Origin of the sequence: Nevskia sp. (assembly GCF_023266035.1) — a bacterium.
GTDB lineage: Bacteria > Pseudomonadota > Gammaproteobacteria > Nevskiales > Nevskiaceae > Nevskia.
Genome location: NZ_JAHFRY010000067.1, coordinates 1 through 25,494, shown reverse-complemented (window position 1 = coordinate 25,494; position 25,494 = coordinate 1). Strand labels below are relative to the sequence as shown.

Sequence of the window (25,494 nt, the reverse complement as noted above, 5' to 3'; positions counted from 1 at the left end):
CGTCCAGCCATGCCGTGGCTGGCGATGACTGGGCGAGCTTGCTGGCCGCTCGCGAAGCCGTGAAGAAGGAACTGGAAACCCTGCGCGCCGCCGGCACCATCGGCTCGGCGCTCGATGCCGATGTCGCGATCTATGCGGACGGTGCTGCGCTCGATGCGCTGACCAAGCTGGGCGACGAACTGCGTTTCTGGTTCATCACCTCGGATGCATCGGCGCAGCCGCTGTCGCTGAAGCCGGCAACAGCCAGTGTCGCCAAGCTCGAGAACGGCCAGACGATCTGGATCGCGGCGACGGCGACCACCGCCGACAAGTGCGGCCGCTGCTGGCATCGCCGTCCGGATGTCGGCTCGCACGCCGCGCATCCGGCGCTGTGTGGGCGCTGTATCGAGAACATTGATGGCTCAGGCGAGGCACGCCACCATGTCTGAGCCCCAGGTGAAGCCGGCCTTCGACAATCTGCGCCTGCTGTGGATCTCCGCATTCGTCATTGCGGTGGATCAGATCAGCAAGTATTTCGTCGGCGAGGCGCTGGTGCTGTACGACTCCATTCCGGTGATCGAGCACTTCAATCTGGTGCGCCTGCACAACACCGGCGCTGCGTTCTCAATGATGAATCAGGCGCCGGCGGCGATGTTCATCTTGCTGAGTGCTGCGGTCAGCATCGGCATCCTGTGGTGGCTGAGAGTCAACCGTCACGGCCAGGTGCTGAATGCGCTGGCCTTCGTGTTCGTGCTTGGCGGCGCGCTCGGCAATGCGATCGATCGGGCCACGCGTGGCTATGTGCTCGACTTCATCCAGTTCTTCGTCGGCGACTGGCATTTCGCCGCGTTCAACGTGGCTGACATGGCGATCACGCTAGGCGCCGGCCTGATGATTCTCGATCTGCTGGTGCAGGCGCTGAGCCGGACCAAGGCAGACAAACCGACTTAGCGGCGGCTCACTTCGCCCAGCACTGCTTGTACATCTGATCGGCGTCGACCGGCGAGGTCGCGCCGCGCTGGCCGGTGGAATACAGGCACAGCGTGCCGCAGACGAAATCGCCGGCAACCTGCGAGTTCTGCGGCTCGGCGATCAGCACCCAGGAAAACCGGGTCGATGCCGCGGCGTTGGTCGAGCAGCGCGAGAACGCGCCGGTGCCGACCCCGGCCAGGCTGACGCGATAGATGCTGGTGCTGGTGGTGCCGGTATGCATCTCCCCGGACGAGTCGATGTACAGCGCATCGGCTGGATAACCGAGCAGACTCAGGCGCGAGGCGTAGGTCTTGCGGTCACTGAACCAGGCTTCCTGCTGCTGCGAAATCTGGCTCAACACGGTCTTGGCGACGACCCGATTGGTACGCACCGAATACTGCCGGAAAGACGGCAGCGCCACCGTCGCCAGAATGGCGACGATGACCACGGCAACCATCAGCTCAATCAGCGAAAAGCCGCGCGTCTGCGACATGAGTGACCGGGGCCTGGGAATCACGGTTTGGAGGGCGTCATTGTGCCACCGGACGCTCTTCATCCTCACGGCGTTCGCGCCAGAACGTGCGATAGATCAGCGGAACGGTCGTACTGAGCGTCTCGGCGTTGATGATGGTGAGCTGCGGCGTCAACGCGGTTGCTTCGCCAGCGATGCCGGGTGCCTTCGCAACCGCACTTCGGGCATAGCCATCGCCATCGTTGATGAACTGCGTCACCGACGGCCGACCATCGATCAGGTTGATGCCATAGAGCCGGCTGCTGCTTTCATTGGGGCTGCAACTGGTGCTGCCACTCGGTGGAGACACGAAGGTCGAGAAGCTCACCGTGCTGCCGATGGTTACCGGCGCCGACACCACTTTCTCGCCACTGTTCGGCAATTGCAGGCGCCAGCCGTTGACGGCATTAGCGCCGACGGTGCAGGCCGTGCTGCTGGCGGTGGCGCAAGCGGTGGTGATGTCGGTAAGGTTGCTGGCGCGGAGCAGTCGCGCATCGGTTTCGCTGGCGATCACGCCATTGACGCCGGTGGTATCGGTGAGCGACTTGCCACTGATCGTGTCGCGGTCGCGGATCGTGTACAGCGCGTTGACGGTGCTGGTGTTGAACGGATCCTCGCGATCGCCGCTGCCGATCACCACCGCGTCGAAGCCGCCGCTGGCATCGCGGCCCGGCGCGTAGTCCGGGGCGTGGAAGAAGCGGCGGTCGCTGGCATTGGTCAGATCCGGCGCGGCGGCGCCGACCGGATGGCCACGTCCCAGGCTGGCGATCGGGCCGATGGTCCAGGCGTTGCGATCGGTACCAGGGAAATCGGCGCGCCAGACTCTGCCACCGGTGTCGCCGACGTAGAGGCGATCGGTGATGCCGTCGCCATCGGTATCGAGGGCCGAGACATCGGAAGCGATGCTGTCCTGCAGCAGCGGATGGGCGAAGGTCTTGGTACTCGCGTTGTAGGCGGTGATGCTGGTGCTGGCGCTGCGGTTGGCTTTCCAGATCAGTTCGCCGGTCACCGCATCGACGATGAACACGGCATTGCCGCTGCTGTCGTCGACGCCGACCTGGGCAGTGACCACGGCATTGCGGCTGTTGTTGAGATCCTTGCCGCTGCGCACGCCGCTGGCATTGACGCCGCCGTTGTAACCGCCGCCGAACAGCAGCACCGGGCGGGTCACTTCCGTGCTGGCCGTCGTGCCGGTGCGATAGCGGATGCGGCCGACGACAGGCGCACCGAAGGTCATCGCCAATTCAGCGAACTGTGCCGCCGAACCGCTGACCAGGCCGGGTGCCGACGCGGTGGCGCTGTACAGACCGTCCGGGCCGATCCGCCACATCAGGCTCGGCACGTCCGGGTTGGTGATGTCGAGGCCGTAGTAGTAGCGGCCGCCGCGGCGCAGGCCGAAGAACGCATAAGCGTGATCGTTGGCATTGCTGGCGTTGATGACGCCATCGCTGGGGCCACCTTCGGTCAGGGTGCTGCTGGTGCCGCGATCGATGATCAGCACCGACGGCGCGCCGTCGACGCCATACGGAAACTGCGGCGTGTACTGATCGTCGCGCAGGATCTTCAGGCTGGGCATCGTCGCGCGCGGCATGAACGCCCAGGTCTCGGCACCACTCGGCGCGGCGACAGTGCCGTTGCGCACCGAATGCAGGAAGCCATCGCTGGAGCCGAACAGCACGCGAACATCCGGTGCCGCCGCGGTATAGCCGCTGCGGGCGCCGTAGTTCACCGCCACCGGCCGCGAATGCAGCACCGCGCCGAGCAGCCAGGGACGGCCGGTGACGCCGGTCAAGGTGGCGCCGGTGCCGATCGGACTTGCCGTGGTACCGACATTGAAGCCGCGCGCATGCAGCAGCAGTCCGCGGCGCAGCGTGTCGTCGGCAGCCGTGGTGCCGGTGACGCCGAGATCGATCTTCAGCGCATCACGCACCGTCTGGCTGTCGGCATCGAGCGCGGCCAGCGAAGGCACGTTGCCGGCGCTGAGAGAGTCGTAGTACAGCAGGCGTCGGCCGTCGGCATTGACGCGGCCCGGGTTGCCGCCGCCACCGAACTGGTAGCCGGGAATGTTCTGGCCGGCGCCGCCGAGCTGGGTGTTGCGGCCATCGGCACTGGCGGTGCCGAGCTGGCTGCCGTTGGTCCAGACGGTCAGTGCGCTACTGAGGATGCGGCCATCGCTGGCGATCGCCGCGGTACCGCTGGTGTCGCGGAAGGCCAGCGCGCCGGCGCTGTTCTTGGCGTACTGCAGGCGTTTGACGTTGCCGGTCCAGCCCGGCTTCTGGGCGGCTTTCGGCTGGAACTGGGCGAAGAAGCTCGGTTCCAGCAGGCCGTTTGCCGAAGTCCGGCTGGTGGCGACCACGGCCGAGACCAGCGAGGCGTCGACGACCAGGGTCGGCTTGAGCAGGGAGGCGAAGGTCTGTCCAAGGCCGAGCAGTCCGAGGCTGTTGGCATAGCCCAGTACCGTGGCACCGGCATTGGCGAGCGTCGCCGTGCTGGTCAGCAGGTTCTGGATCAGGAAGAACGAATTCAGATTGATGTCGTTGTTGTTTATGTCCTTGAACGAGTTGGGGCTCGAGGTCTGGCGCACGACGTCGCCGAGCGTGATCGCACCCGTGGCCGGCAGGCCCGGCAGATAGGCGCGCAAGGTCGCGTCGGACTCGCCATCGCGGATGTTGTTGGTCAGCATCACGTTGAGCACGTTCGCGGTTCGGCATTCCAGCGCCGGCTTCAGGTAGTTGCCGTTGGCCTGTTCGATGGTGGTGTCGCGGGTCAGCAGGCCGGTGAGCCCGTCCCAACGGGCCAGCGGCGCGTTGTAGACATCCTTGCCGCCCAGGTAATGCATCAGCTCGGCATAGGCCTCCTTGCCCTGGTACGGCGGTAGCAGCTGGGTCGGCGTGGTCACCGCCGTGCTCAGGATCGCGGTGACCGAGTTCAGCAGATTGGTCGGATTCAGCATGTTGGTCAGCAGGCTGCCGACCTTGTTCAGCAAGAGGCTGACTGCTCCCTGATTCACCAGCGGCGTGAAGCCGACCAGCATGTAGGCGCCGTTGCTGCAGCCGGCGGTAGTTCGGCGCACGCCGGGAATCGTCGCAACCTCGGCGAAGCTGCAGGTACTGCCCGGCGAGCCGGTGGCGTTGCTGCGATCGGCATGCGACACCATGACCGCGACGTTGGTGTTGATCAGATTGTTGAGGATCGCTTCGAGCAGCGAGATCAGATTGACCTGGCCGGCGCTCAGGATGCCGCTGAACGTGGTGTTGAGCAGGCCGATGACCGCGCCTGGAAGCTGGCCGACTACCGTTGTCAGCAGTGGACTGAGCAGCCCCGCGACCAGTTGCCCGACGAAGCCGCTCAGCAGCGGGTTGATGATGCTGCTGAGCAGCGGAATGCCGAGCAGGAAGTTCAGCGTGCCGCAGGTAAGCGTAGAAACGCCCTGGAGCAGAGGCGCCAGCAGGAATCCAACGACCGGGAGTTGGACGACCGGAGACGCAATTCCCAAGATGCCGTAAAGATCGCACAGCGCTCCGGCGCGGCCGGCATCGGTGGTTCCGGTGCCGAGCAGCAGTGTGGTCAGGAACTGGGTCGGATTGCTGGTGATGCCGGCAAGCAGATCGCTCAGGACCACGCTGCTGGTGATGTTGAGGCAGAGCTGCGGCGCATCCGGGTTGTTGGGATTGCTGGTCTGGGTCAGCACGCTGTTGCAGATGCCGAGCAGGTTCAGATCGAGCACGATCACCGTGTACGGCGGCTGCAGCGTGTTGGCGAGCGGGTTGTTGTAGATGTCGATGTCGTCGGCGTGCGAAGGCAGGCCGGCGCACAGCATCATCAGCGTCACCAGAAACGCCGGGAACCAGCGCCTCAGCTTCGTGGACCGGCGTCGTGACAGGTTCATTGGTAGCTCACGCCGGTTGGTTTCGCATGCAGCTTCAGCACGCCTTGCACGACTTCGGCGGCACCGAAGCCATTCACCGAATGGTCGTAGCCGCCGGTCACCGTGAAGCGCGCGTAGTCATAGGAACGGCCGCTGTTGCCGGCGCCGCGCAGTGCCGCGGCGCTGAGGAACTCGGGGTCTTCGCGGAGCACCTTGGCGTAGGTCCAGGACTGCAGCGCGGTGTCGCCAGGGGCAGCGAGGCTGGAAGTGCTGCAGGTGAACGGCAGACTGTCCGGTGCCGAGCCACTGCTGCTGGGCACATAGCAGGCGCTGTAGCCGGCGCCGTTGCCGATGCTCAGGTTGCCGTCGTTCTGGGTGACGCCATCCGCGATCGCCTGAGCCGATTGCAGCGCGTTGACCCGGCTTTCCGCGTTCTGCGACAGGCGCAGCTCGGTCTTGCTGCCGCGCATCGCGGCGAGGCCGAGCAGGGTCAGCACGCTGAGGATCAACAGCGCGGTGGCCAGCGCGGCACCGCGCTGCGCATGTCTCATCGAACGTTTCATCGCGTTGCTCCCGCGGTGCTCGCACTGCAGGGTCCAAGATCGCCGACCGGATTGCGCAATTGCACGGTCGTCGAATAGACCCGGCGGTGGAAGCTGTCGGCCTGCGCCTGGGTGCGCTGGTAGTCGCCGAAGTTGAAAGTCTTGTCGTCGGTGTAACCGCCGTCGATATCGGTGCTGCGCACCAGCAGCCAGATTCTTGCGGTGATCGCGGTCTGGGCCAGCGCATCGGCGTCGGGGTTCGAGGTGTAGGTGTCGACGACGCAGTCGTTGTCGGAATCGAGCCCCCATTCGATCTGCAGGTTCTCGACGCCATCGGCCAGGCATTCCACCGCCATCGAGGCGCCCGCGACCTGCTGCAGTTCCATGCGGCACAGCGCCGGAATGCCGTCGCCTACCGTCTCGGCATAGCTGCGAATGAAGTAGACGCGTGGCTGGTATTTCCAGAACGTCACCGGCGCCTGCAGCGGCGCATCGGTACTGGTGGACATCTGGTAGGTCGCGCTATTGCCGTTCTGGATCAGCGAGCCGACCGTGCCGTTGGTCTTCAGATAGAAATTCCCGGCGCGCAATTGCACGCTGGAACCGCTGCTGATGTCGGCCGTCGCCTGGCCGGCAACCCGGCGGATCGCGACGATGTCGGTGTTGGCGGCCACCGGCGTGGTCGCGGTGCCCAGGCAGGGAAAGGCGCTGCTGACCGTGGTCGCCGACGAATGATTTCGGAACTCGACCCGCCGCTGCAGTTTGAAAGCCCACCAGGGTGAAGTGGCATCGGAGCCGCAGTCGTTGCTTGGCTGCGTGCCGATCGCCACCGTGATGTTCGAGGCGCCATAGATGCCGCCATAGAAGCCGGCCATGCTCAGATCGCGGGCCAGGCTGTCGAGCGCGAAGCGGGCGCTGTCCTGCATGTGGGCAACGGTTTCGGTCTGCCGGAAGCTGCGGCTGTTCTGGCTGAACACGGCGAGAATCGCCACCAGCACGATCAGCCCGAGAGTGATCGCGATCATCAGCTCGACCAGCGACAGGCCGCGCTGTTTCGTTCTCGCAAGCATCGAGCGGCTCATGGCGTGGCCGCCGCGATGCACTGGCCGCTGTGATCGTCGATCACCGTGCGCATGACGATGATCCGGCGCAGGCGGGTATCGGTGCCGGTGGTCGTGATGTCGTCATAGGAGGCATTGCTGCTGCCGCAAGAATTGTTCGCCGGATCGCTGGCGTCGTTGGGATCTGCCGGTGGCAGCGGCGTGATGCCGCGCCAGGCGATGGCGATCGTGTAGACGCCGCAGGGCGCGTTGCTGTTGGTGATGCAGGCCGTCGGTTCGCTCAGGCCACCGCTGGCCGCGCCGGCACTGACTTCCACGCCGCCGAACAGCGCCCGCGACCACTCGTAGCGATCGAAGGCGACGACCTGCGCCGGCGTGCAGGCCGGTGTGCCGCTGCTGCCAGTGGTGGTGCAGGCGGTGCCGGGGGCAGCGGGCGCAGTCGCGAGGCTGATGCCGGCGCTGGCGTCGGTGAGGTAGTCGGCGCCGCGGCTGGGATTGGCGCGGATCCGTTCGATCAGATCCTGGGCCAGGGCCGCGGCCTGAGTGCGCTGCACGGCGTCGAAGTTCGATTTCTTCGCATAGGCCTGCAGGCCGGCGACGCCGAGCAGGCCAACCGCTACCACGAACACGGTGATCATCACCTCGATCAAGGTGAAGCCGCGTGCTGCGCGCTGGCCGGAAACGGATGGCATCAGACGCTGCAACCGGTATCGCGGGCGAGCCGGATGCGGCCGTTCGGATCGATGCTGACGCGCCTGCCGTCGAAGTTGCTGTCGCCGGTCTTGCACAGCCGCAGGTTGACCCGCGAGCTGGCGCCGAGACGGCCGGATGGTTCGAACTGGACGACGCTGGTCGAGGTGGGATCGACGAGGTAATTGAGCGCGCCATCGATCGGCTCGCCGACCGAAAGAATGTCTGCCGCCACGGTCGGCTTGCTGCCAGAGGTGTTCGGTGCGCTGTCGCGATAGGTCACCCAGCCGTTGGCCCAGCTCGCAGTGCTGCCGCTGGCGCATTGCGGATAGCTGGCGCTGGTGCCGGCCGCACGCGGGCACAGCGTGACGGTGTTGTTGCGGCTGATCGCTTCGGCGCGGGCCTGAACCATCGCGCCATAAAGCGCGGCTGCGGCGTCGCCCCGGGCGCCGGACAGAAAGAAGCTGCGCAGCCCAGGACCAGCAAGCGCCATCAGCACCGCGGCAATAGCCACGACGATCATCAGCTCCAGCAAAGTGAAACCCCGTTGTGCGGACATGACCTGAACAGCAGCGGAAAGTCGTCGGACGTTAGCCTGATTCCTGTCGCCCCGGAATTGCGATACCGCACTGCCGGACCAGCGGCTCCGGCGCGCGGATGAAGGGCGTCAAGGCAATGCTTGCAGCCTTCAGCGCGTCCAGCAATCGCCCCCGGCAGCACTTCCGGCAACGGGCAGGCGCCGGCCGGCCGAGTCGATGCTCAAGGAGGTGCAGGCGCCGTCCTCGGCCTGGCTGTTGACGGCGGTGGCGACCAGTCGGAAGCGGCGCGTGGTCAAGGCGGCGTCGCCGGTTTCGAGGCTGATCTCGTACAGGCTGCGGTCATCACGCGCCGCCTGCACCTCGCCGCCGGCGGTGATGGCGTAGCCGCTGAGATCATTCATCGCGGCATTGCTGCCGGCCAGATGAAAATTGAAGTTGGTCGGATAGGCGCCGGTTTTCAGCAGCTCCACTTCCATCTTCGCAGCGAGATCGACCAGCGCCGCGCGGGCTACGGCGCGATGCGTGCGCAGCACCTGACCGCGATAGGCGGGCAGGGCGATCGTGGCCAGCAGCGCCAGAATCACGACCGCGATCATCAGCTCGATCAGGGTGAAACCCCGCTCCTGAGCCCGGGAACGCATCAATGCCCCGGCTTGAAGACCCAGCCGGGCAGCACGGTGCCGTCCGGGCGGCGATGGCTTTTCTGCACATGCTCGTCCGGGTTGAGCTTGCCGGGATCGACGTCGAGCAACAGATCGCCATCGTCGGCCTGGCTGCTCTGGGCGTCGGCGGTCAGCGTGTAGCGCAGCGGATCGGGCGTCACGACCAGGCTCAGACGGTAGAGATCGTCGTCATCGCAGTGGTGCGGATCGTCGGTGTAGCCGAGCACGGTCAGGCTGGCGCCCGGGGGTGGGTACCGGCCGCTGCGGGCATAGAAACTTTCCATTCGTTGCTGGGCGTCGATCAGGCAGGCGGCGCCGGTGTTGCGCGCCGACTTCTGCCGGTAGGACTGGTAGCTCGGCAGCGCGATCGCCGCCAGCACGCCGACAATCGCCACTGCGATCAGCAGTTCGATCAGGGTCATGCCGCGCGGTGGGCCGAACTTCGAAAATTTCATTGATTCCGATGCGTCTGTCGCCAATCGATCTCGCCGGAACGAACACCGCCCGACACCCGTACATCTTGCTGCACCACGCTGCCGCGGGAGGTCTGTACGTTGACCGTGACCACAGACAAACCGCTGCCGTCGCTGTCATCGACATGCAGAGATGGTGCCGAACCAAGCCCCAGACCGAGATCGAAGATGCCGGCGCTGCTGTCGATCTCGGCGTTGCTGACCGTGACCCGGCGAACGCCGAACGCCGGCCGTTGCGCGCGCGGAGCGCCGGTCTGGAAGTTGAACCCGAACAGGCGGCCGTTTCCGTCGCCCGAGCACAGCGATGCCGATGGCGTGTAGCTGCTGGCGAACAGCAGGCCATCGATCAGCGCCGTGCGGCTGATGCTGCGTTCGGCCGCCGTGGTCGACGAGGTGCTCAAGGTGTAGCGCCAGCCGCCGCCGGCCACGACCGCGTCGATCAGCTGCAGCTCGCTGCTCGCACCGCTGACGCCGGACACCGCGCCGGACGGCGTGACCACTGCGCTGCTGGTATCGATCAGATTGGCGAATGCCGGTGTGGCGCTGGCCGGGGCGTTGTCGATCAAACCGAACAGCGCCTGCTCGGCACTGCTGGTCTTGTCGCCCGGTGCCAGGAAGCGGCCGGTGCCGGACAGCACCCAGCGGCGACCACCGCGATCCTGGGTCAGCGACGGCGCCGCCAGCAGTGGCCGCCGGGTATCGAACAGCACCGCCGGCGTGCGCCATCCGGAAGGATCGTTGCCTTCGCTGTCGGCGAGGGCGGCCAGATTGAAATCGAGCTTGAACAGCTTGCCGGTCGGTGCCGCCGTGCTGCCGCTGGCGATGCCGAAGTACAGGGCATCGGCGCGGAAATTCAGATCCCAGTCGACGGCCACCGGATCGCCGACCAGGCTCAGCGGCGCGCCGGACATGGGGTCGCTGCCGAGATCGTAGGCGCCGTTGTAGATCAGCGTGTCGGCCACCGGGATCGAACTCAGCAATAGCCGCTTCAGATCGATGCCAAACAGAAAGCCGTCCTGGTTGCTGGTGGCGCTGGACAGATTGGTCGGGCCGCTGCCGAACACCAGATACCAGCGGTCCTCGGCCGGCGGCGCGGCACTGCTGGCGTTGCGTCTGGCAAACGCGGCGACGGCCGGGTTCGAGGTGGTGTAGCCGAGTCGGCCGTTGCGATCGCTGTACTCGGCGATCAGTACCGGCGGCTGTTCCGGATCGGTGACGTCGAGCACCACAAAGGCCGAGCGCGTCGTCAGCGTGCTGCTGCTGCCGAGGCCCGCAGCGAAATCGCTGACCGCCGCGCGGTTGCTGCCGCCGGCATCGACATTCGCGATCGTCACTGGTCCGCCGCCGAGCCGCATGCCGATCACCAGCAAGGTGCCCCAGCCGTTCGGGTGCGTGGCGTCGTCGGCAAACGCACGGACATCGAAGGCGCGCGGCGAGCCATCCATCGTCCACAGATGGCCGTAACGGGGATCGGCGAGCCAGCCGAGTTGCGGCAGCAGATTGAACGGCGCGTAGGCCCACAGCTCGCTGCCGAGCGGATGCGCAGTGGCGCTGCTGCTGTCGCTGGGCGTGGTCAGAAACTGTTTGGTCGACGCCTGATAGAAGCCGGCGTTGAACGCATGCAGCAGGCCGTCGTTGGCGCCGACGTAGACGACGTTACGGCGGCCGCGATAGCGGTTGAAGAACTCGGCGTAGGTCCGGTCGCCATAGATCAGGTCATAGGCTTCCGCCGGTGCGGCCACCGTCAGCGGCACCGAGTTGACGATGTCGCCGAGGCGCAGCACTTCCGGCCGGCCGTCGCCATCGTCGTCGACCGTGCGGTTGCGCAAGCTCGGGAATTCCTCGCCGCGCGTGTAGCGGATCAGCTTCTCGGCCGCCGCCGCGCTGCCGACATTGAGCAGGCCGTAGCGGCCAGCGCCGAAGTTGGTGGGACTCAGTGCCAGTTGTTCGCCTGCTTCGGCGCGGCCATCGAGATCGAAGTCCGCGAAGGTGAACAGGTAGCGGCCGCTGGACGCCGGCGCCGAGTAGTCGCGCTGAGTGACCACGTCGCTGACCGCCGACAAGGCCCGGCGCGCGTTCCAGATCGTCCGCAGCGTGCTGAGGTCATCGATCACCGTGAACGAGTCCGGGGCGCTGCTCGGGTCCGCCGAGTAGCGGCGGAAGCGGCTCAGGCGCTGTTCGGCGTCGTAGTACAGCTCGACCACCGGATCGCCGGCCGCCGAGTAATCGGCTTCATCGAGCCGGGCGTTGCCGTTGCCGTCCTCGCGCAGGCGGCCGTCACGGTCGACGAACAAGGCCTGCAGGTTGCCGACCCAGACCAGCTTGCGGCCGGCGCTGTCGCTGCGGCTGAGGTTGTAGCTGGTCTGATAGATCGCGCCGGGGCCAGCGCCCGAGCCGGACAGCACCGCAGCAACGCCACCGCTGCCGCCGCGCCGCAGGATGCTGTTGAACACCGCGCCGAGCCGATCCTTGAGCCGCGCAGGATTGGCCAGCGCGAAGTAGTTGTCGGGAATGCAGTCGGCGCCGCCGGCATCGCTGCTGTTGTCCAGATGATCCCAGGCGGTGTCGCTGCAAGTGCTGGCGCCGGTGCCGGGCGATGGCAGTGGCGCCGCGGCGCCGGCCGGGTAGTCGTAGCCGCCGTACTTGGCGGCGTAGAACAAGGGCGATTCCAGGACCCTGCCGGGACCGGCACCCGGCGTATAGCTCGATACCTTCGGTCGGGACCAGCGCTCGCTCCCATCCTGTACCTGCGCCGCGGCCAGCAGATTGCCGTTGTCACCGCGCTGGCGGCGGACCAGTCGCTGCACGCCATTGCCGCTCACGGCTCCGGAGATCGTGTAGCCGAACAACGCGGTGTCGGCATCGCGGCCTGCGATCAGCTCGACTCTTACCAGCACTTCGTCTTCGCCGATGCTGCGGGCGAGCTGGCCATCCGTCGTGCACAGCACCGTCGAATCCGAGCCAGCGCAGATGTCCGGTCCGGCCGGTGCCTGCAAGTCCTGCATGCAAGCGGCGCCGACGCACCAGCTGAGCATCTGCAGCAGATCGCGCTGCTGGCTGCTGCCATAGCTGGCGTCGTTCCAGGCGATCAGGAAGCTGCCGGCGCGGCCATCGCTGCTCAGCGCGCGGCCGTACTGCTGGCCTGAAGACGCGCGGATCGCGCCCGGCGTCATGCTGCCGTAGCTGCAACTGCGCCACTGGCTGTCGTCGAGCGTCGGTGTCGGCAGCGGATTGGCTTCGCAGGCCGGCGTGATGCTCAGCCGGCCGGCCGAAGTCGATACCGGAATGGCCGGCAGCGCACCGCTGAACTGCAGGCCGTAATTGCGTGCCCGCTGCTGGCCAGCCGAGGCTGGAGCGCTGCCGTTGTCCGGTCGCAGATCGCCGGTCCAGGCGCGCTGCGCGAGACCGGCGATCAGATAGCTGCCTTCCTGCGCCGGTGCTGCGGGGCAGATGCCGCGCGCCTGCGACAGCGGGCCGAGCGTCTTCACCGAGCAGCGGTCGGCATTGGTCGCCGGGCTGTTGCCGAGCGGCGTCGGGCCGATGCGGCCGAGCAGCGCCGGGCCGGCCAGTGATTCATTGCTGCCGATGGCATCGGTCGCGCTGGCGGCGATCGCACCGCCGAGCGCTGACACCGGCGGAATCTCGTCGCTGTCGAAGGAGTTGCTGCCGCTGGCCAGCATCACCACGCTGCATTCGGCGCAGTGCTCGGTGTGGGCGTAGGCATCGCGCCAGGTCGCGGTCGGCAGGCCGGGCAGGCTGCGGGCATCGTCGCCGATGAAGGCGGTGGTCGGCGCCGGTTCGCCGGCGATGTAGCGGAGGATCTCCGCGTAGATCTCGGCCAGCGGATTGCCCCAGCCGGTGCAGGTATTGCTGCCGCTGCCCGGGTTGTCGAGCACCGGCCCGCTGCTGCCGCGATTGATCGTGTTGCCATCGCAGTCGCTGTAGCCGGCGCTGCCGTCGGTCGAGCGGTAGCGCGCGATGCGCAAGCGATCGACCGTGTTGACGATGCCGGCCGCGCCATCGGCACTGATGCAGAACTGCCCGGTGGCCAGATTGATCTCGTCACCGGCCGCGCAGTTGCCGTCGCCGTTGCCCACAAGCGGCCCGGCATTGCGCCGCAACTGGCCGCCGGAACGCGGCTTCGCATAGCTGCCGGATAACAGGCCGAACTGCAGCTGGCCGTCTTCACCAAAACGCTGCAACTGGCCGGCCGGCTTCAGGCCGTTCGGATATTGGCGGCAGTAAGCCTCGCGCTGCGTTGCCGGCGCAGCCGGATCGCAGACTTCGGCACGGACCAGATACTCGCCTTCACCGAGGCTGGCCGCCGCGCGGGTCGGCTGATCGGCCGAACCGGATTCCTCGTTCCACAGGCATTCGCGCGTTTCGGCCGCCGCCCACAGCCGGAAGCTGCCGCGCGCCACCCGCAGCTGCGGGGCGGCGGTAGAGGACGCCGAATCGGCATCGCCACCGGCAACGAAGCTGACATTGCAGAACGACAGGCCGGGGGCGCCAGCGTCCTGTGTGAACGGGGTGTAGAGGTTGGCGTCGGCGCCGTCGTAGAACTTCGCCCAGGCGTGGAAATCAGCCGGCACGTAGCTGCGTTCGAGCACCGTCACCGTCGAGCTGTCGGTGCTGCGGCGGCCGCCGTAAAGCGCTGCGCGCAACACATCGAGCCGACTCATGCTCAGCCAGTTCAGGAAGTTGCCGCTCCAGTTGCCGGCCGCAGCAGCAACGCATTGATGCCGGGATTCACCGCCGGCCGCTGCCATCGCCTTGAACCGGCCACCAGCGTAGGCGTAGCAGAGCGACGGGTCGAAATAGCCGAGGTAGTCGAGCGCATTGCGATAGCCGGTATCGAGCAGGCCGTCACCGTCGAGATCGCTGACATCGTCATAGGCGCGCCGGTAAAGCTGCTCGTCGACCGACAAGCCGAGCATCACGATCGGCACCGCGCTGGTGCCCGAGGTCAGCGGCTGGGCGACGTAGCTGGCAGCGGTTTCGTTGGACAGGCTGGCCATGCTGACGCTGCCGTCCTGAGCGACGATCGCGCCGGGCAAGCTGGCAACGCCGATCGGGCCCGTCAGCCAGGCCGCGATCCGCAGACCTCGCGCCAGCCGGCTCATCGACCCCTTCATCGGCGGATCACGTAGCGGTAGACGGCAGCGGTGTCGGTGCTCGCTTCGGCACCGTCACCGCGTTCCGTGCCGCGGCTGCGAACGTAGAAGAAGGTCTGACCACCACCGCCGGCAACCCCGATGCCGGCGCCGGCATAACCGGCCGCCTGGGCTTGGCCGGCACCACTGCCGGCGCTGGTGTACAAGCGCCGCACGGCGACTTCGCCGTTGATCTGCACGCCGAGCGTGCTGCGCAGATCGCGGCTGTAGACGGCATCGGTATCCATGGTTCGCGGGTCGAACACCAGTTCGCTGTCCGGCTCGATGCACCAGTTGTCCGGGCCGTTGGCGCCGTCGCGATTGTTGATCGTGATCCCGACCGGCAGCGCCGCGGTGAACTCGGCATTCGGCACCTGGCCGCCGATCGCCGCAGGCCAGCCGCCGTTGCGGCACAGGCGTTCGATCAAGGAGCCGACCTGCATACGCGCGATTTCGGAAGCCTCGAAGGCTTCGGCGCGCAGCGCGCCGTTGCTGCCGGATTTCACTTCCAGCCCGGTGCCGCGGATCGCCGCCAGTGCGACCAGGGTGAGCAGCACGAGAAAGACGATCGCCGTGACCAGCGCATAGCCGCGGCTTGGCTGCGAACGCGGCGTCATCCGCGCACCCGATTGCGCAGCTGGATGTCCTTGACCACCAGGCGCCGCTGGAAGCGGGCGGTCTCGACGCTGTACTTCAAGCTGCAGGCCGAGCTGGCCGGGCCGTAGCAGCGATCGGCGGCGATCGGGTATTGCTGCGTGTCGGTATAGCGGTCCAGTTCGTCGCCGCGGGCGATGAAGGCGACGCGGACGCTCAGCACCTGCTGCCAGTTGCTGATCTCGGCGGCGTTGCGATAGGCATCGACCTGGCCATCGTCATCGCTGTCGACGCCGTAGCTGAAGCTCAGCATTTCGATGCCGTCGACCAGTTGCTCGGCCTGCAGGCTGTCGCTCTGCAGGCGCAGCATGTTCAGGGTCGGCACCGGGCCGCGGCCGAAATCGATGTTGCGCAGGTAGAACAGCAGGGTCTGGTACTGGTAGCTGAGCACGCCGTCCTCGGCGACGCCGGGGATGTCGACGCTGATCGCCCGCAGGCGGTTGGCGTCGTTGGTGACGTCGAACAGCACGGCCCGCTGGCCGACCTTGGCGCGCAGGTAGTACTTGCCATTGGTCTTCAGCGCATTGCCAGCACCACTGGCGCCGAGCTGGGCGGTGGTCACATAGGCATCGGGATTGGCGTAGCGCACGGCCAGCACGTCACTGCCGGACACGTAGTCGCTGAGGCAGCCGGCCGGCAGGCCGAGCGGTGCCGAGACGCCGCCGGCATAGCCACGCACGCCGCTCGCGGTATCGAGGATCCAGGCGTTTTCGCAGCCGCCCGGGCCGTTGTAGACCGGCGCACCGATCAGACCGACCTGAGCCGGTTCGACACCGCCCCAGAGGTCGGCCAGACGCAGGTTGCGGCCAAAGTAGTCGACGGCGATGCGGATGTTCTCCTGCGTGCGGCTGGCGCTTTCCTGCACCCGGTAGCCTTGTTTGGAGTTGATGAACACCTTGGCGATACCGGCCAGCACCAAGATGCCGAGCACCAGCGCGACCAGCAGCTCGACCAGCGAGAAGCCGGCCGCACGCGATCGGCGCCGGCAGATGCTCATGGCACGAAGCCGAGCCGCAGGCAGCGCAACTGGCTGCGGCTGTCGCTGCAATCGGTGCCAGTGGCGCCGGTGCGGGCGGCGTCCCAGTAGATGGTGACGATACGCAGCGCAGTGTCGCCGCAGCCCGCTTCGCAGCGCACCGACAGCCGGCCGCCGGGCAGGATCGCCCTCGGCCCGTTCTGCAGGTTGGCGGTGTCGGCATCGGCCGACAGCTGCGCGTAAAGCATCGCCAGATCCCACTGCGCCTGCTGGCGGGGTGAGCAGCGAGCGCCACTGGCACCGCAGTTGGTGCCGGCGCTTGGCGCCGAGGCATCGGCGGCCAGCAGGTAATCGCCGGCGAGCACCGCCTGGCGATTGGCGCGCATCCGCTCGATCAGCGCCTGGGCCAGTGTCGAGGCCTGGGTGTACTGGTAGGAGATCAGGTTGTTGGCCAGCGCCGCCGACTGCAGACCGGCAATGCCGAGCAGACCGATCGCCAGCACCAGCACGGCGACCATGACTTCGACCAGGGTCAGGCCGGCGACGGCGCGTGGGCTGCCGTGCTTCACAGGTTCGGACAGGCAGTGCCGCCGCTGCCTGGCACCAGCGCCGGATTGCAGATGCGGGGCCGGCCGCCGGGGCTGATCACCACGCGTCGCTCGTAAGAGGAATCGCTCTTGGCGACCACCTTGAAGTTGCCGAGCTTCGAGGCACGACCAAGGCCATCGTAGGCCAGCGTGTTGACGTAACCGCTGCTGCCGCCACTGATCGACGCACAGGTCGACAGCGGCAGCTCGACTTTCAGCAAGGACTCGGTGGCATCGCGCCGGCCGTTGTCGTTGTCATCGAGATACATCAGATAACCACGATCCCAGCCGATGCTCGCACCGATGACACAGGTGGCACTGTCAACGGTTTTGCACAGCACCACCGAGCGGTCACGCTTCAACGCTTCGCTGCGCGCGGCAAGCAGCACGGTCAGCATGGTATTGGCGCTGGTCACCGCGCAGTTCTGGCGTGCCATCGCGCCGAAGCTGGGCAGGCCGACGGTCACCAGGATCGCGACCACGGTCAGCGTCACCATCAGTTCCAGCAAGGTGAAACCCTTGTTGTGAACCGCTGATTGCATGGGCTGAGCGGATTCCGGCAGGTCGATGAGACCAACGCCGGAATCATAGCCGGGCGCGGCTCGCGATCAACGGCCGCGCCTGCGGGACAGATTTACTGGCGCTGCCTCAGGCCAGCAGCCTGCTCGCCTTGTGCAGGGCCTTGGCCAGCTGTTCCAGATCCTCGCGATTGTTGTAGGCCGCTAGCGAGGCCCGCACCGTTGCCGGCACGCCGAAGCGCGCCATCAGCGGCATCGTGCAGTGATGGCCGGTGCGCACGGCGACACCGTACTGATCGAGGATGGTGCCAATGTCCTGCGCGTGGCCGCCGTCCATGACGAAGGCGAGAATGCCGCCCTTGTTCTTCGCGGTGCCGATCATCCGCAAGCCAGGCACTGCTGCGAGCAACGCAGTGCCTTCGAGCAGCAAGGCATGCTCGTGGGCCGCGATCGCGTCGAGACCGACCGAGGCGATCCAGTCCAGCGCCGCCGCGAAACCGACCGCGCCTGCCATGTCCGGCGTGCCGGCTTCGAAGCGATACGGCGCTTCGTTCCAGGTGCTTTCCTCGAAGCTCACGGTACGGATCATGTCGCCGCCGCCATGCCAGGGCGGCATCGCGTCGAGAATCGCCCGCTTGGCGACCAGGCAGCCGAAGCCCGTCGGGCCATAGGCCTTGTGCGCCGAGCAGGTGTAGAAATCCGCGCCCAGCGCCGGGAAATCGATCGCGATGTGAGCGACCGACTGCGCGCCATCGACCAGCACCGGAATACCGCGTGCCTTCGCCGCCGCGATCATCTGCTCGACCGGATTGACGGTGCCGAGCGAATTCGAGACATGAACCACGGCGATGAACTTGGTCCGCTCGTTGAGCAGTGCCGTCCAGCCTTCAAGATCGAGCGAGCCGTCATCGAGCACCGGCGCAGCGACGATCTTCGCGCCTTTTTCCTTGGCGACCAGCTGCCAGGGCACGATGTTCGAGTGGTGCTCCATGCCGGTCAGCAGCACTTCGTCACCGGCTTGCAGACGCGGGCGCAGGAAGCTGTAGGCAACCAGGTTGATCGCCTCCGTGGTGCCGCGGGTGAAGACGATTTCCTCGCGGGCGACCTTGAACCACTGCGCGATGCGATCGCGCGCGCCTTCGTAGGCGGTGGTCGCGCGCTCGGCGAGATCGTGCACGGCGCGGTGCACGTTGGAATTCTTGTGGCGGTAGTAATCGTCGATCGCGGCCAGCACGCTTTCCGGCTTCTGCGTCGTCGCCGCATTGTCGAGATAGGCGAGGCGGCCGCCCCGCACCTGCTCCGACAGGATCGGAAACTGGGCGCGGATCGCATCGATGTCGAAAGCCAGCGCAGGCTGGCCAGTCAAGGGCGCGTTCATGCCTCGAAGTCCACGGTCAGTTCGGACGGCAGATGAAGTGCCGCTTCGATGCGCGTACGCAGCGCCGGCCACTCGATGCGATCGAGGATTTCCAGCGCGAAGGCGCGCAGCAGCATCGCCCGAGCGACTTCCTTGGCAATGCCGCGGCTGCGCAGGTAGGCGAGGGCCACTTCATCGAGCTGGCCGACCGTCGCGCCATGCGCGCACTTGACGTCGTCGGCGTAGATCTCCAGATCCGGCTTGGCGTTGACCTCGGCCTTGCGGCTGAGCAGCAGATTGGCGATGCGCTGCTCGGAATCGGTCTTCTGCGCTCCCGGCTGAACCACGACCTTGCCGTTGAAAACGGCCTTGGTCTTTTCGTCGACCAGACCGCGATAGGTCATCCGGCTGGTGCAATGCGGTGCCGCGTGCACGGCGCGCACATGGTTGTCGATGTGCGAGTTCTTCGCCTGCGCATACAGGCCGGCGACGATGGCTTCGGCACCGGACTCGGCGAGCACGACATCGAGATCGTGGCGGATGAAGCCGCCGCCGAGATCGACGGTCAGCGCTTCGAACTTCGCATCGCGCGACAGCTTGGCGTCGATCCGCGTCACCAGGGTGCCGCCTGCCGCTTCGTTCTGGATGCGGTACAGCGTCAGCTTGGCGCCGCGACCGAGCCGCACATCGAAGAAGTGCGTGGCCAGCCGCTCTCCGCCGCCACCGCTGAAATCGAGCAGTACAGTCGCTTCAGCCTGATCGCCGAGTTCGATGCGATGACGCTGATGGCTCATCGACGCCTGAGCTTCGGCGCGGCTGATGAACAGCACCTGCAGCGGCTTCTCGAGTTTGGTATTGCGATCGAGCCGCAGACGCAGGCCACCGGACGCAAACGCTGCGTTCAGCGCATCGACGCCGGTGGCCGGCGGCGGCAGTTCGCAGGTATCGCTGTGCCAGCGCGAGGTGCTCGGCGCGCCCTGCAGATGACCGTTGATGTAGACCAGCGCATCGGCGTCCGGCAGCAACACGATCGGCAAGCCGTCGGCAGTCGTGACGTCCGGCTCGTAGTTCTGTTCGGCAAGCCGCGACAGATCGCTGTAGCGCCAGTCTTCCTGATGCTTGTCCGGAAAGCCGGAAGCCAGGAAGCGCGAAAACTGCACGCTGCGCGGCGCGCGTTCGGCGGCGGTCAGCGCGTTGGCGTAGCGCTCGAACTGCGCGCTGTAGGTCGCCAGTTCATGGGGCTGGGCGGACACTTACGCAGCCTCCAGCCAGCCGTAGCCTTTCTCTTCGAGCTCCTTGGCCAGCTCCGGACCACCGCTCTTGACGATGCGGCCGCGCGCCAGCACGTGCACGTAGTCCGGCTGCACGTAGTCGAGCAGGCGCTGGTAATGGGTCACCAGCACGGTCGCGCGTTCCGGGCCACGCAGCGCGTTGATGCCGTCGGAGACGACCTTCAGCGCATCGATGTCGAGGCCGGAATCGGTTTCGTCGAGGATCATCAGACGCGGCTGCAGCACCAGCATCTGGAGGATCTCGTTGCGCTTCTTCTCGCCGCCGGAGAAGCCTTCGTTGACGCCTCTGGACAGCATCTTCGGATCGATCTTCACCAGCTTGGCGCGATCACGCACCCAGGCCAGGAAATCGTTCGGCGCGATCTCGGCTTCGCCCTGGTGCTTGCGGCGCGCATTGATCGCCGCCTTGAGCAGGGTGATGTTGCTGACGCCGGGAATCTCGACCGGATACTGGAAGCCCAGGAAGATGCCTTCACAGGCGCGAACTTCCGGCTCCAGATCGAGCAGGTTCTTGCCATCGAACAACACAGTGCCTTCGGTGACTTCATAGCCTTCACGGCCAGCGATGACGTTCGACAGCGTCGACTTGCCGGAGCCGTTCGGGCCCATGATCGCGTGGACTTCACCCGGCTTGATGCTCAGGTTCAGACCCTTGAGGATTTCCTTCTCTTCGACGCGGGCGTGCAGATTGGTGATTTCGAGCAGCATTGATTCGATGTTCTTCATGTTGTTGAAGCCGCGCTGGCGCGGCCATCGGAAATGGAGTGAGTGCGTGGCCGGCTTCAGCCGACAGCACCCTCAAGCGACACCGCGAGCAGCTTCTGCGCCTCGACCGCGAACTCCATCGGCAGTTCCTTGAACACGTCCTTGCAGAAGCCGTTGACGATCATGCTGACCGCTTCTTCCTCACCGATGCCGCGGGCGCGGCAGTAGAACAGCTGGTCGTCGGCGATCTTGGAGGTCGTCGCTTCGTGCTCCAGGGTCGCGGTCGGGTTGCGCACTTCGGTGTACGGGAAAGTGTGGGCGCCGCACTGATCGCCGATCAGCAGGGAATCGCACTGCGTGTAGTTGCGCGCGCCTTCGGCTGAATCGAGGATGCGGACCAGACCGCGATAGCTCTGCTGGCCGCGGCCGGCGGCGATGCCTTTGGAGACGATCGTCGACTTGGTGCGCTTGCCGATGTGGATCATCTTGGTGCCGGTGTCGGCCTGCTGACGATGGTTGGTCAGCGCCACCGAATAGAACTCGCCGACCGAGTCGTCGCCGCGAAGAATGCAGCTCGGGTATTTCCAGGTGATCGCCGAACCGGTCTCGACCTGGGTCCAGCTGATCTTCGAGCGCGCGCCACGGCAGTCGCCGCGCTTGGTCACGAAGTTGTAGATGCCGCCCTTGCCGTCCTCGTCGCCGGGATACCAGTTCTGCACCGTCGAATACTTGATCTCGGCATCGTCGAGCGCCACCAGTTCGACGACCGCCGCGTGCAGCTGGTTCTCGTCGCGCTGCGGCGCGGTGCAGCCTTCGAGATAGCTCACATGCGAGCCTGCCTCGGCGATGATCAGGGTGCGCTCGAACTGGCCGGTGTTGCGTTCGTTGATGCGGAAATAGGTGCTCAGTTCCATCGGGCAGCGCACGCCCTTCGGGATCAACACGAAGGAGCCTTCGGTGAACACGGCGGTATTCAGCGCAGCGAAGAAGTTGTCGGCGAACGGCACCACCGAGCCGAGATACTTCTTGACCAGTTCCGGATGGTTCTTCACCGCTTCCGACAGCGGGCAGAAGATCACGCCGGCTTCCAGCAGCTTCTTCTTGAAGGTGGTGCCGACCGACACCGAATCGAACACCACGTCGACGGCGACGTTCTGCACGCCGGCGAGCATTTCCTGCTCGCGCAGCGGAATGCCGAGCTTCTTGTAGGTTTCGAGCAGCTTCGGATCGACATCGGCCAAGGTCTGCGGGCCGTCCTTCATCGACTTCGGCTGCGAGTAGTAGGAGATCGACTGGTAGTCGACCTTCTGGTAGTCGACATGCGCCCACTCCGGCTCGGTCATCGTCAGCCAGCGGCGATAGGCCTTGAGGCGGAAGTTCAGCAGCCACTCGGGTTCGTCCTTCTTGGCCGAGATCAGACGGATCACGTCCTCGGAAAGACCGGGCGGAACCTTGTCGGCCTCGATGTCGGTGATGAAGCCGGCGCTGTAGAGCTTGCGGCTCGCGACCATCGCGGTCACGTCCCGGACGTTTGCTTCGGCGGTGGTTTGGGGGTTGGCTGCCATCATGGTTGCTGATCCCTGGTTCAATGCGAAAGTGTGTTCATTCGGGGCGATTCATTCGCGGGCGGCGAAGACGTGCAGTGGCACGCTCTTGCCCGGCATGCGCGTGGTCTTAGCGCGCGGCGCGGCCATCTGCGCCAGGGTTACGGCGGACAAGGCCTGACGCACGGCCTCGTCGATCAGGCGCCAGTTCGAGCGCGAGGTGCAGCTGCCTTCGATCGTGCAGCCGCCGCCGTGCTGGGCGCAGGCGGTGATCGCGATCGGCCCTTCGAGTGCTGAGACGACATCGGCCACGGTGATCGTTTCTGCGCCGCGGGCGAGGCGATAGCCGCCGTGAGTGCCGCGCGTCGATACCACCAGCCCGCCCTTGACCAGCAGCTTCAGCAGCTTGGCGACGGTCGGCGCGGCCACGTGCGAGCGGGCCGCCAGCTCCTGCGCGTTCAGACAGGCAGCCGGTTCCAGCGCCAGCGTGGTCATCACGAGCGTGCCGTAATCGGTGAGCTTGGCGATCTTGAGCATGGGTGCAACTCCGATGTTGGCCCGATAGGGGACCGAACTGGTGCGGATTATATCAGCCACGGCCGCGTCGTTTTTTCTGCATCCGCCTGCGCGACAATGAACGGCCGATCACCGACACCGACAAGACCGAATGAGCGAGATCTGGGATGTAGCCGCCGAGCACGTGCACCCGCTGCCGGTCACCGTGCAGCCGGCCGACACCGACGAGATGGGCCACACCAACAATGTCGTCTATCTCGGCTGGCTGGAGCGGGTGGCCTGGAGCCATTCGCATGCGCTGGGCATGAACATGGAGCGCTACCGCGCGCTCGATGCCGGCTGCGTCGCCCGCCGTAACGAGCTCGACTATCTGGCGCCAACCTTCGCCGGTGACGAACTGCTGCTCGGCACCTGGATCATCGACAACGATCAGCGCATCACCATGTGGCGCGGCTATCAGATCATCCGGCCATCCGACGGCAAGACGGTGATGCGCGCCCGCACCCTGTGGGTCTGCGTCGACATGAAGCGCGGCCGGCCGCGTCGTCAGCCGCCGGAGTTTCTTGCGGTCTACAAGCCCGTCGGCGACGGCAGCACGCCAGCCTGACAATTGGGCTGATCAGCGCAGCCAGCGCAGTTCCGGCGGCGCACCGAGCACGGCGCCGACGATCGCGTTCTGGCGGAACTCGCGGCCCAGCGCTTCGGCAAAACCGGGTTGCGGATCGCAGAGCAGCACGCCGACTTCGGCCGGCCAGACGCAGGCCGGGTCCAGCGCCACGCTGGGCAACCAGCGGACGCCGGCCGCATCGATACTTCGTCGAGCGGGTTGCAGGCGGTGACGATCGCCCAGTTGGACTCGATGTCGCAGCGGCTGGCCAGCAGCCGCTCGGTGGCCGCATCGACCGCGCCGACGCGCACTTCGACCGGGCCAGCCGGCGTGCTGACCACGTAGCGGGCCAGGCGATATGCGGCGTGCAGCTTGGCAACTTCCAGCAGCTCGCGCAGCACGGCTGAAAGCTCGGGGATGCGCGCGTTCAAGCTGTGATCGCCGTTCAGCATGGTCAACTGCGCCTTGTGCGTATGGGCATAGCGCAACGCCGCTTCCGGCGACACCACATCGTCGTCCCAGCCGTGAACCACCCGGGTCAGCGCCGGTGGTGGTGGCGGTTCGCGGTCGTAGCCAGGGAAGTACAGCGCCGGGGCGATCAGGAACAGGCCGTCCGGCTCCAGGCCGCCGGCTGCCATCGCCGACACGTAGCCGCCCATGCTGGAGCCAGCCAGCACCAACGCGCCGCGGGCTTTTGGCGCCAGTTCGAGCAACTGCTCGATGCGCCGGTCCGGGTCCATCGTCTGTCTATAATCCGGCGAGATCACCGTATAACCGCAGGCCTCGGCGACTTTTGCCAGCTGGCTGATCTTGATGCCCCAGGGACCGCTTTCCTTGCCGTGGGCGAAGACCAGAAGGTGAGTCGGCAATGGGGCGGGCAGCGTTTGGACAGCAGTCATGGAGACGGGACGTGGGCAAGAAAGAAGACCCCGATAGCGTAGACGCCAAGCCGCGCCGCCGTCGCCGCAACGAGCCGCTGGAAGTGAAGTTGACCCTGCGCTACCGCTTCGGCGATGAGCCGGACGACACCGTGACGATGATGAACGACCGCACAATCCCGATGGTCGACAGCGTGTTCAAGAACCGCGATCGCATCATCCGCGCGTTCGCGATGACCTTGGTTCGCGCCGGCATCAGCAAGCCGAAGGTGGTCAGTGAACTGGTGCCTGGGCTCGGTCTGCTGCGCAATCTGGGCAAGCGCGGCAAGAAGAAGTAGCCGACCTAGCCTGGCTTCCAGCGGCTCGGCGCAACACCCGTCCAGCGCTGGAACGCATGGGTGAAGCTGGAGGTATCCGAGTAGCCGAGCAGGTAAGTGATCTCGCTGATCGAATGGCGGGCCTCGCGCAGATAGGACAGCGCCAGTTCTCGGCGCGCGTCGTCGAGCACGGTCTTGTAGCGGGTCCCTTCGTCGGCGAGCCGCCGTTGCAGGCTGCGGCTGGACAGGTGCAGTGCTTCAGCGGCGCGATCCTGGCTGGGCTCGCCACGCGGCAGTTGTTCGATCAGCACTGCGCGCAAGCGCTCGCGGATCAGCGATTTGCCGAAGCGGGCCAGATAGCGCGCCGCCACTTCGTCGTTCTGCCGAGCCAGTTCCGGGTTCGCGGTTTCCAGCGGCACGTCGAAGGCGGCCGCGTCGAAGAGCAATTCGTTGCGATCAGCATCAAATACGACTGGCGCTTTGAACGCACGCAACCAGGGTCCTGGATCGGCTGGCTGCGGGCGGCACAGTCGCACTTCGAGCGGCGCGTGATCGCGGGCATACAGACCACGGCACAGGCGCACGACGACGAACGCGAAGGCATCGACGGCTTCCGGAATCGGCGCATGGCCATCGGCGGTCGGCGCGATTTCGTAGATGCATTGCGCGCCTTCGCAGTGAAAGCGCAGCTCGGCACCATCGCTGACCACGCGGAAATAGCGCAGCAGCCGCTCGAAGGCTTCGCGCAGGGTCGCCGAGGCCGACAGCGAATAGCCGAGCGCGTGAAAGCTCAGCATGCCGGACTGACGGGCGACGGTCAGCGCGAACGCCGGATCGCCGGTGGCATCGACGGCAAGCTGCCAGAGCCGGTTGGTGCGGGCGACCGGATAGCGCGCTTGGGGCAAGGCGAGCGCGGTGATGTCGAGGCCGGCTTCGGCGAACAGGGCTGCGCTGTCGACACCGGCGGCATCGAGCGCCTTGCGGATCGCCCGCGCCCAGCTGGTCAGCGTGGTCGCCGTGGTGACGCGGGTCGGCAGCTTGTCGTGCACGGACAACATCGTGGCGTCGGCGATCAGGCGGGCGTGGCGGGGCG

General features: G+C 66.3%; 24 protein-coding genes and 1 pseudogene. 4 read left to right on the top strand and 21 right to left on the bottom strand.

Features of this window, described 5'->3' with window-relative positions:
• Both Q0D45_RS11865 and lspA read left to right on the top strand, forming a co-directional pair.
• Nucleotides 1-428 (top strand): zinc finger domain-containing protein (locus Q0D45_RS11865; protein ID WP_293393053.1); only part of this gene is annotated, 428 nt, incomplete at its 5' end.
• Nucleotides 421-930 carry a signal peptidase II gene (gene lspA / locus Q0D45_RS11860; protein ID WP_293393051.1) on the top strand — a complete coding sequence of 170 codons (510 nt, stop codon included), beginning with the start codon at nt 421-423 and terminating at the stop codon, nt 928-930. The genes Q0D45_RS11865 and lspA, both read left to right, overlap by 8 nt.
• 7 nt (nt 931-937) lie before the next feature.
• Here the strand turns inward: lspA and Q0D45_RS11855 are convergent, their stop codons facing one another.
• The 18 genes from Q0D45_RS11855 to Q0D45_RS11770 form a co-directional block, all read right to left on the bottom strand.
• On the bottom strand, nt 938-1,444 hold the full coding sequence (locus Q0D45_RS11855) for a type IV pilin protein (protein ID WP_293393049.1): 507 nt from the start codon (nt 1,442-1,444) through the stop codon (nt 938-940).
• Nucleotides 1,445-1,481: 37 nt separating this feature from the next.
• Nucleotides 1,482-5,351: a hypothetical protein gene (locus Q0D45_RS11850; protein ID WP_293393047.1), complete on the bottom strand. Its 3,870-nt coding sequence runs from the start codon at nt 5,349-5,351 to the stop codon at nt 1,482-1,484.
• Nucleotides 5,348-5,893, bottom strand: a complete 546-nt coding sequence (locus Q0D45_RS11845; RefSeq protein WP_293393045.1) for a PilX N-terminal domain-containing pilus assembly protein — start codon at nt 5,891-5,893, stop codon at nt 5,348-5,350. Before Q0D45_RS11845 ends, Q0D45_RS11850 begins: the two co-directional genes overlap by 4 nt.
• Nucleotides 5,890-6,942 (bottom strand): PilW family protein, encoded by a 1,053-nt coding sequence (locus tag Q0D45_RS11840; RefSeq protein WP_293393043.1) that lies wholly within the window; start codon nt 6,940-6,942, stop codon nt 5,890-5,892. Before Q0D45_RS11840 ends, Q0D45_RS11845 begins: the two co-directional genes overlap by 4 nt.
• A gap of 8 nt (nt 6,943-6,950) precedes the next feature.
• Nucleotides 6,951-7,625 carry a type IV pilus modification protein PilV gene (gene pilV, locus Q0D45_RS11835; protein WP_293393041.1) on the bottom strand — a complete coding sequence of 225 codons (675 nt, stop codon included), beginning with the start codon at nt 7,623-7,625 and terminating at the stop codon, nt 6,951-6,953.
• Nucleotides 7,625-8,182, bottom strand: coding sequence for a GspH/FimT family pseudopilin (locus Q0D45_RS11830; RefSeq protein ID WP_293393038.1), 558 nt, complete (start codon nt 8,180-8,182; stop codon nt 7,625-7,627). The genes pilV (Q0D45_RS11835) and Q0D45_RS11830 overlap by 1 nt, the downstream gene beginning before the upstream one ends.
• A 129-nt stretch (nt 8,183-8,311) precedes the next feature.
• Nucleotides 8,312-8,803, bottom strand: a complete 492-nt coding sequence (locus Q0D45_RS11825) for a type IV pilin protein (RefSeq protein ID WP_293393037.1) — start codon at nt 8,801-8,803, stop codon at nt 8,312-8,314.
• Nucleotides 8,803-9,279 (bottom strand): type IV pilin protein, encoded by a 477-nt coding sequence (locus tag Q0D45_RS11820; RefSeq protein ID WP_293393035.1) that lies wholly within the window; start codon nt 9,277-9,279, stop codon nt 8,803-8,805. The genes Q0D45_RS11825 and Q0D45_RS11820 overlap by 1 nt, the downstream gene beginning before the upstream one ends.
• Nucleotides 9,276-14,432, bottom strand: coding sequence for a pilus assembly protein (locus tag Q0D45_RS11815; protein WP_293393033.1), 5,157 nt, complete (start codon nt 14,430-14,432; stop codon nt 9,276-9,278). Before Q0D45_RS11815 ends, Q0D45_RS11820 begins: the two co-directional genes overlap by 4 nt.
• Nucleotides 14,429-15,067, bottom strand: a complete 639-nt coding sequence (locus tag Q0D45_RS11810; RefSeq protein WP_293393031.1) for a PilX N-terminal domain-containing pilus assembly protein — start codon at nt 15,065-15,067, stop codon at nt 14,429-14,431. The genes Q0D45_RS11815 and Q0D45_RS11810 overlap by 4 nt, the downstream gene beginning before the upstream one ends.
• The gene (locus tag Q0D45_RS11805; protein ID WP_293393029.1) at nt 15,064-16,101 is read right to left on the bottom strand and encodes a PilW family protein; all 1,038 of its coding nucleotides are present in this window, start codon (nt 16,099-16,101) and stop codon (nt 15,064-15,066) included. The genes Q0D45_RS11810 and Q0D45_RS11805 overlap by 4 nt, the downstream gene beginning before the upstream one ends.
• The gene (pilV, locus tag Q0D45_RS11800) at nt 16,098-16,649 is read right to left on the bottom strand and encodes a type IV pilus modification protein PilV (RefSeq protein ID WP_293393027.1); all 552 of its coding nucleotides are present in this window, start codon (nt 16,647-16,649) and stop codon (nt 16,098-16,100) included. The genes Q0D45_RS11805 and pilV (Q0D45_RS11800) overlap by 4 nt, the downstream gene beginning before the upstream one ends.
• Nucleotides 16,646-17,209: a GspH/FimT family pseudopilin gene (locus Q0D45_RS11795; RefSeq protein WP_293393025.1), complete on the bottom strand. Its 564-nt coding sequence runs from the start codon at nt 17,207-17,209 to the stop codon at nt 16,646-16,648. Before Q0D45_RS11795 ends, pilV (Q0D45_RS11800) begins: the two co-directional genes overlap by 4 nt.
• Nucleotides 17,210-17,315: 106 nt before the next feature.
• Nucleotides 17,316-18,563 (bottom strand): SufS family cysteine desulfurase, encoded by a 1,248-nt coding sequence (locus tag Q0D45_RS11790; protein ID WP_293393023.1) that lies wholly within the window; start codon nt 18,561-18,563, stop codon nt 17,316-17,318.
• A complete protein-coding gene (gene sufD, locus Q0D45_RS11785) occupies nt 18,560-19,795 on the bottom strand; it encodes a Fe-S cluster assembly protein SufD (RefSeq protein WP_293393021.1) in 1,236 nt (411 codons plus the stop codon). The genes Q0D45_RS11790 and sufD overlap by 4 nt, the downstream gene beginning before the upstream one ends.
• On the bottom strand, nt 19,796-20,539 hold the full coding sequence (sufC, locus tag Q0D45_RS11780; protein WP_366946428.1) for a Fe-S cluster assembly ATPase SufC: 744 nt from the start codon (nt 20,537-20,539) through the stop codon (nt 19,796-19,798).
• A 77-nt stretch (nt 20,540-20,616) separates the two neighbouring features.
• Nucleotides 20,617-22,104 carry a Fe-S cluster assembly protein SufB gene (gene sufB, locus Q0D45_RS11775; RefSeq protein WP_366946427.1) on the bottom strand — a complete coding sequence of 496 codons (1,488 nt, stop codon included), beginning with the start codon at nt 22,102-22,104 and terminating at the stop codon, nt 20,617-20,619.
• Between the two features lie 51 nt (nt 22,105-22,155).
• Nucleotides 22,156-22,620, bottom strand: coding sequence for an SUF system Fe-S cluster assembly regulator (locus Q0D45_RS11770; RefSeq protein WP_293393014.1), 465 nt, complete (start codon nt 22,618-22,620; stop codon nt 22,156-22,158).
• Between the two features lie 130 nt (nt 22,621-22,750).
• Here Q0D45_RS11770 and Q0D45_RS11765 point away from each other — a divergent pair, with 130 nt between their 5' ends.
• Entirely contained in the window at nt 22,751-23,206 is a 456-nt protein-coding gene (locus Q0D45_RS11765; protein WP_293393011.1) for a thioesterase family protein, read from the top strand.
• 12 nt (nt 23,207-23,218) lie between these two features.
• On the opposite strand, the gene Q0D45_RS21655 is transcribed toward Q0D45_RS11765, so the two are convergent.
• Together Q0D45_RS21655 and Q0D45_RS21650 are read right to left on the bottom strand one after the other, a co-directional pair.
• Entirely contained in the window at nt 23,219-23,377 is a 159-nt protein-coding gene (locus Q0D45_RS21655) for a hypothetical protein (RefSeq protein ID WP_366946425.1), read from the bottom strand.
• A 224-nt stretch (nt 23,378-23,601) separates the two neighbouring features.
• A pseudogene (locus tag Q0D45_RS21650) lies at nt 23,602-24,105 on the bottom strand (alpha/beta fold hydrolase); the annotation flags it as partial.
• An 11-nt stretch (nt 24,106-24,116) separates the two neighbouring features.
• Between Q0D45_RS21650 and Q0D45_RS11755 the strand changes: the two are divergent.
• Nucleotides 24,117-24,422, top strand: coding sequence for a hypothetical protein (locus tag Q0D45_RS11755; protein WP_293393004.1), 306 nt, complete (start codon nt 24,117-24,119; stop codon nt 24,420-24,422).
• Between the two features lie 5 nt (nt 24,423-24,427).
• Here Q0D45_RS11755 and Q0D45_RS11750 read toward each other — a convergent pair whose 3' ends face one another.
• A complete protein-coding gene (locus tag Q0D45_RS11750) occupies nt 24,428-25,459 on the bottom strand; it encodes an AraC family transcriptional regulator (protein ID WP_366946424.1) in 1,032 nt (343 codons plus the stop codon).
• Between the last annotated feature and the right edge of the window lie 35 nt (nt 25,460-25,494).

Bases quoted from the DNA above. Each gene is read 5' to 3' on its own strand.
- pilV (WP_293393041.1), bottom strand. From the start codon at position 7,625: ATGCCATCCGTTTCCGGCCAGCGCGCAGCACGCGGCTTCACCTTGATC.
- Q0D45_RS11845 (WP_293393045.1), bottom strand. From the start codon at position 5,893: ATGAAACGTTCGATGAGACATGCGCAGCGCGGTGCCGCGCTGGCCACC.
- Q0D45_RS11770 (WP_293393014.1), bottom strand. From the start codon at position 22,620: ATGCTCAAGATCGCCAAGCTCACCGATTACGGCACGCTCGTGATGACC.
- Q0D45_RS11790 (WP_293393023.1), bottom strand. From the start codon at position 18,563: ATGAACGCGCCCTTGACTGGCCAGCCTGCGCTGGCTTTCGACATCGAT.
- Q0D45_RS11850 (WP_293393047.1), bottom strand. From the start codon at position 5,351: ATGAACCTGTCACGACGCCGGTCCACGAAGCTGAGGCGCTGGTTCCCG.
- Q0D45_RS11795 (WP_293393025.1), bottom strand. From the start codon at position 17,209: ATGCAATCAGCGGTTCACAACAAGGGTTTCACCTTGCTGGAACTGATG.
- Q0D45_RS11830 (WP_293393038.1), bottom strand. From the start codon at position 8,182: ATGTCCGCACAACGGGGTTTCACTTTGCTGGAGCTGATGATCGTCGTG.
- Q0D45_RS11810 (WP_293393031.1), bottom strand. From the start codon at position 15,067: ATGACGCCGCGTTCGCAGCCAAGCCGCGGCTATGCGCTGGTCACGGCG.
- Q0D45_RS11840 (WP_293393043.1), bottom strand. From the start codon at position 6,942: ATGCTTGCGAGAACGAAACAGCGCGGCCTGTCGCTGGTCGAGCTGATG.
- Q0D45_RS11820 (WP_293393035.1), bottom strand. From the start codon at position 9,279: ATGAAATTTTCGAAGTTCGGCCCACCGCGCGGCATGACCCTGATCGAA.
- Q0D45_RS11825 (WP_293393037.1), bottom strand. From the start codon at position 8,803: ATGCGTTCCCGGGCTCAGGAGCGGGGTTTCACCCTGATCGAGCTGATG.
- lspA (WP_293393051.1), top strand. From the start codon at position 421: ATGTCTGAGCCCCAGGTGAAGCCGGCCTTCGACAATCTGCGCCTGCTG.
- sufB (WP_366946427.1), bottom strand. From the start codon at position 22,104: ATGGCAGCCAACCCCCAAACCACCGCCGAAGCAAACGTCCGGGACGTG.
- Q0D45_RS11750 (WP_366946424.1), bottom strand. From the start codon at position 25,459: ATGTTGTCCGTGCACGACAAGCTGCCGACCCGCGTCACCACGGCGACC.
- Q0D45_RS11815 (WP_293393033.1), bottom strand. From the start codon at position 14,432: ATGAAGGGGTCGATGAGCCGGCTGGCGCGAGGTCTGCGGATCGCGGCC.
- Q0D45_RS11805 (WP_293393029.1), bottom strand. From the start codon at position 16,101: ATGAGCATCTGCCGGCGCCGATCGCGTGCGGCCGGCTTCTCGCTGGTC.
- Q0D45_RS11765 (WP_293393011.1), top strand. From the start codon at position 22,751: ATGAGCGAGATCTGGGATGTAGCCGCCGAGCACGTGCACCCGCTGCCG.
- Q0D45_RS11855 (WP_293393049.1), bottom strand. From the start codon at position 1,444: ATGTCGCAGACGCGCGGCTTTTCGCTGATTGAGCTGATGGTTGCCGTG.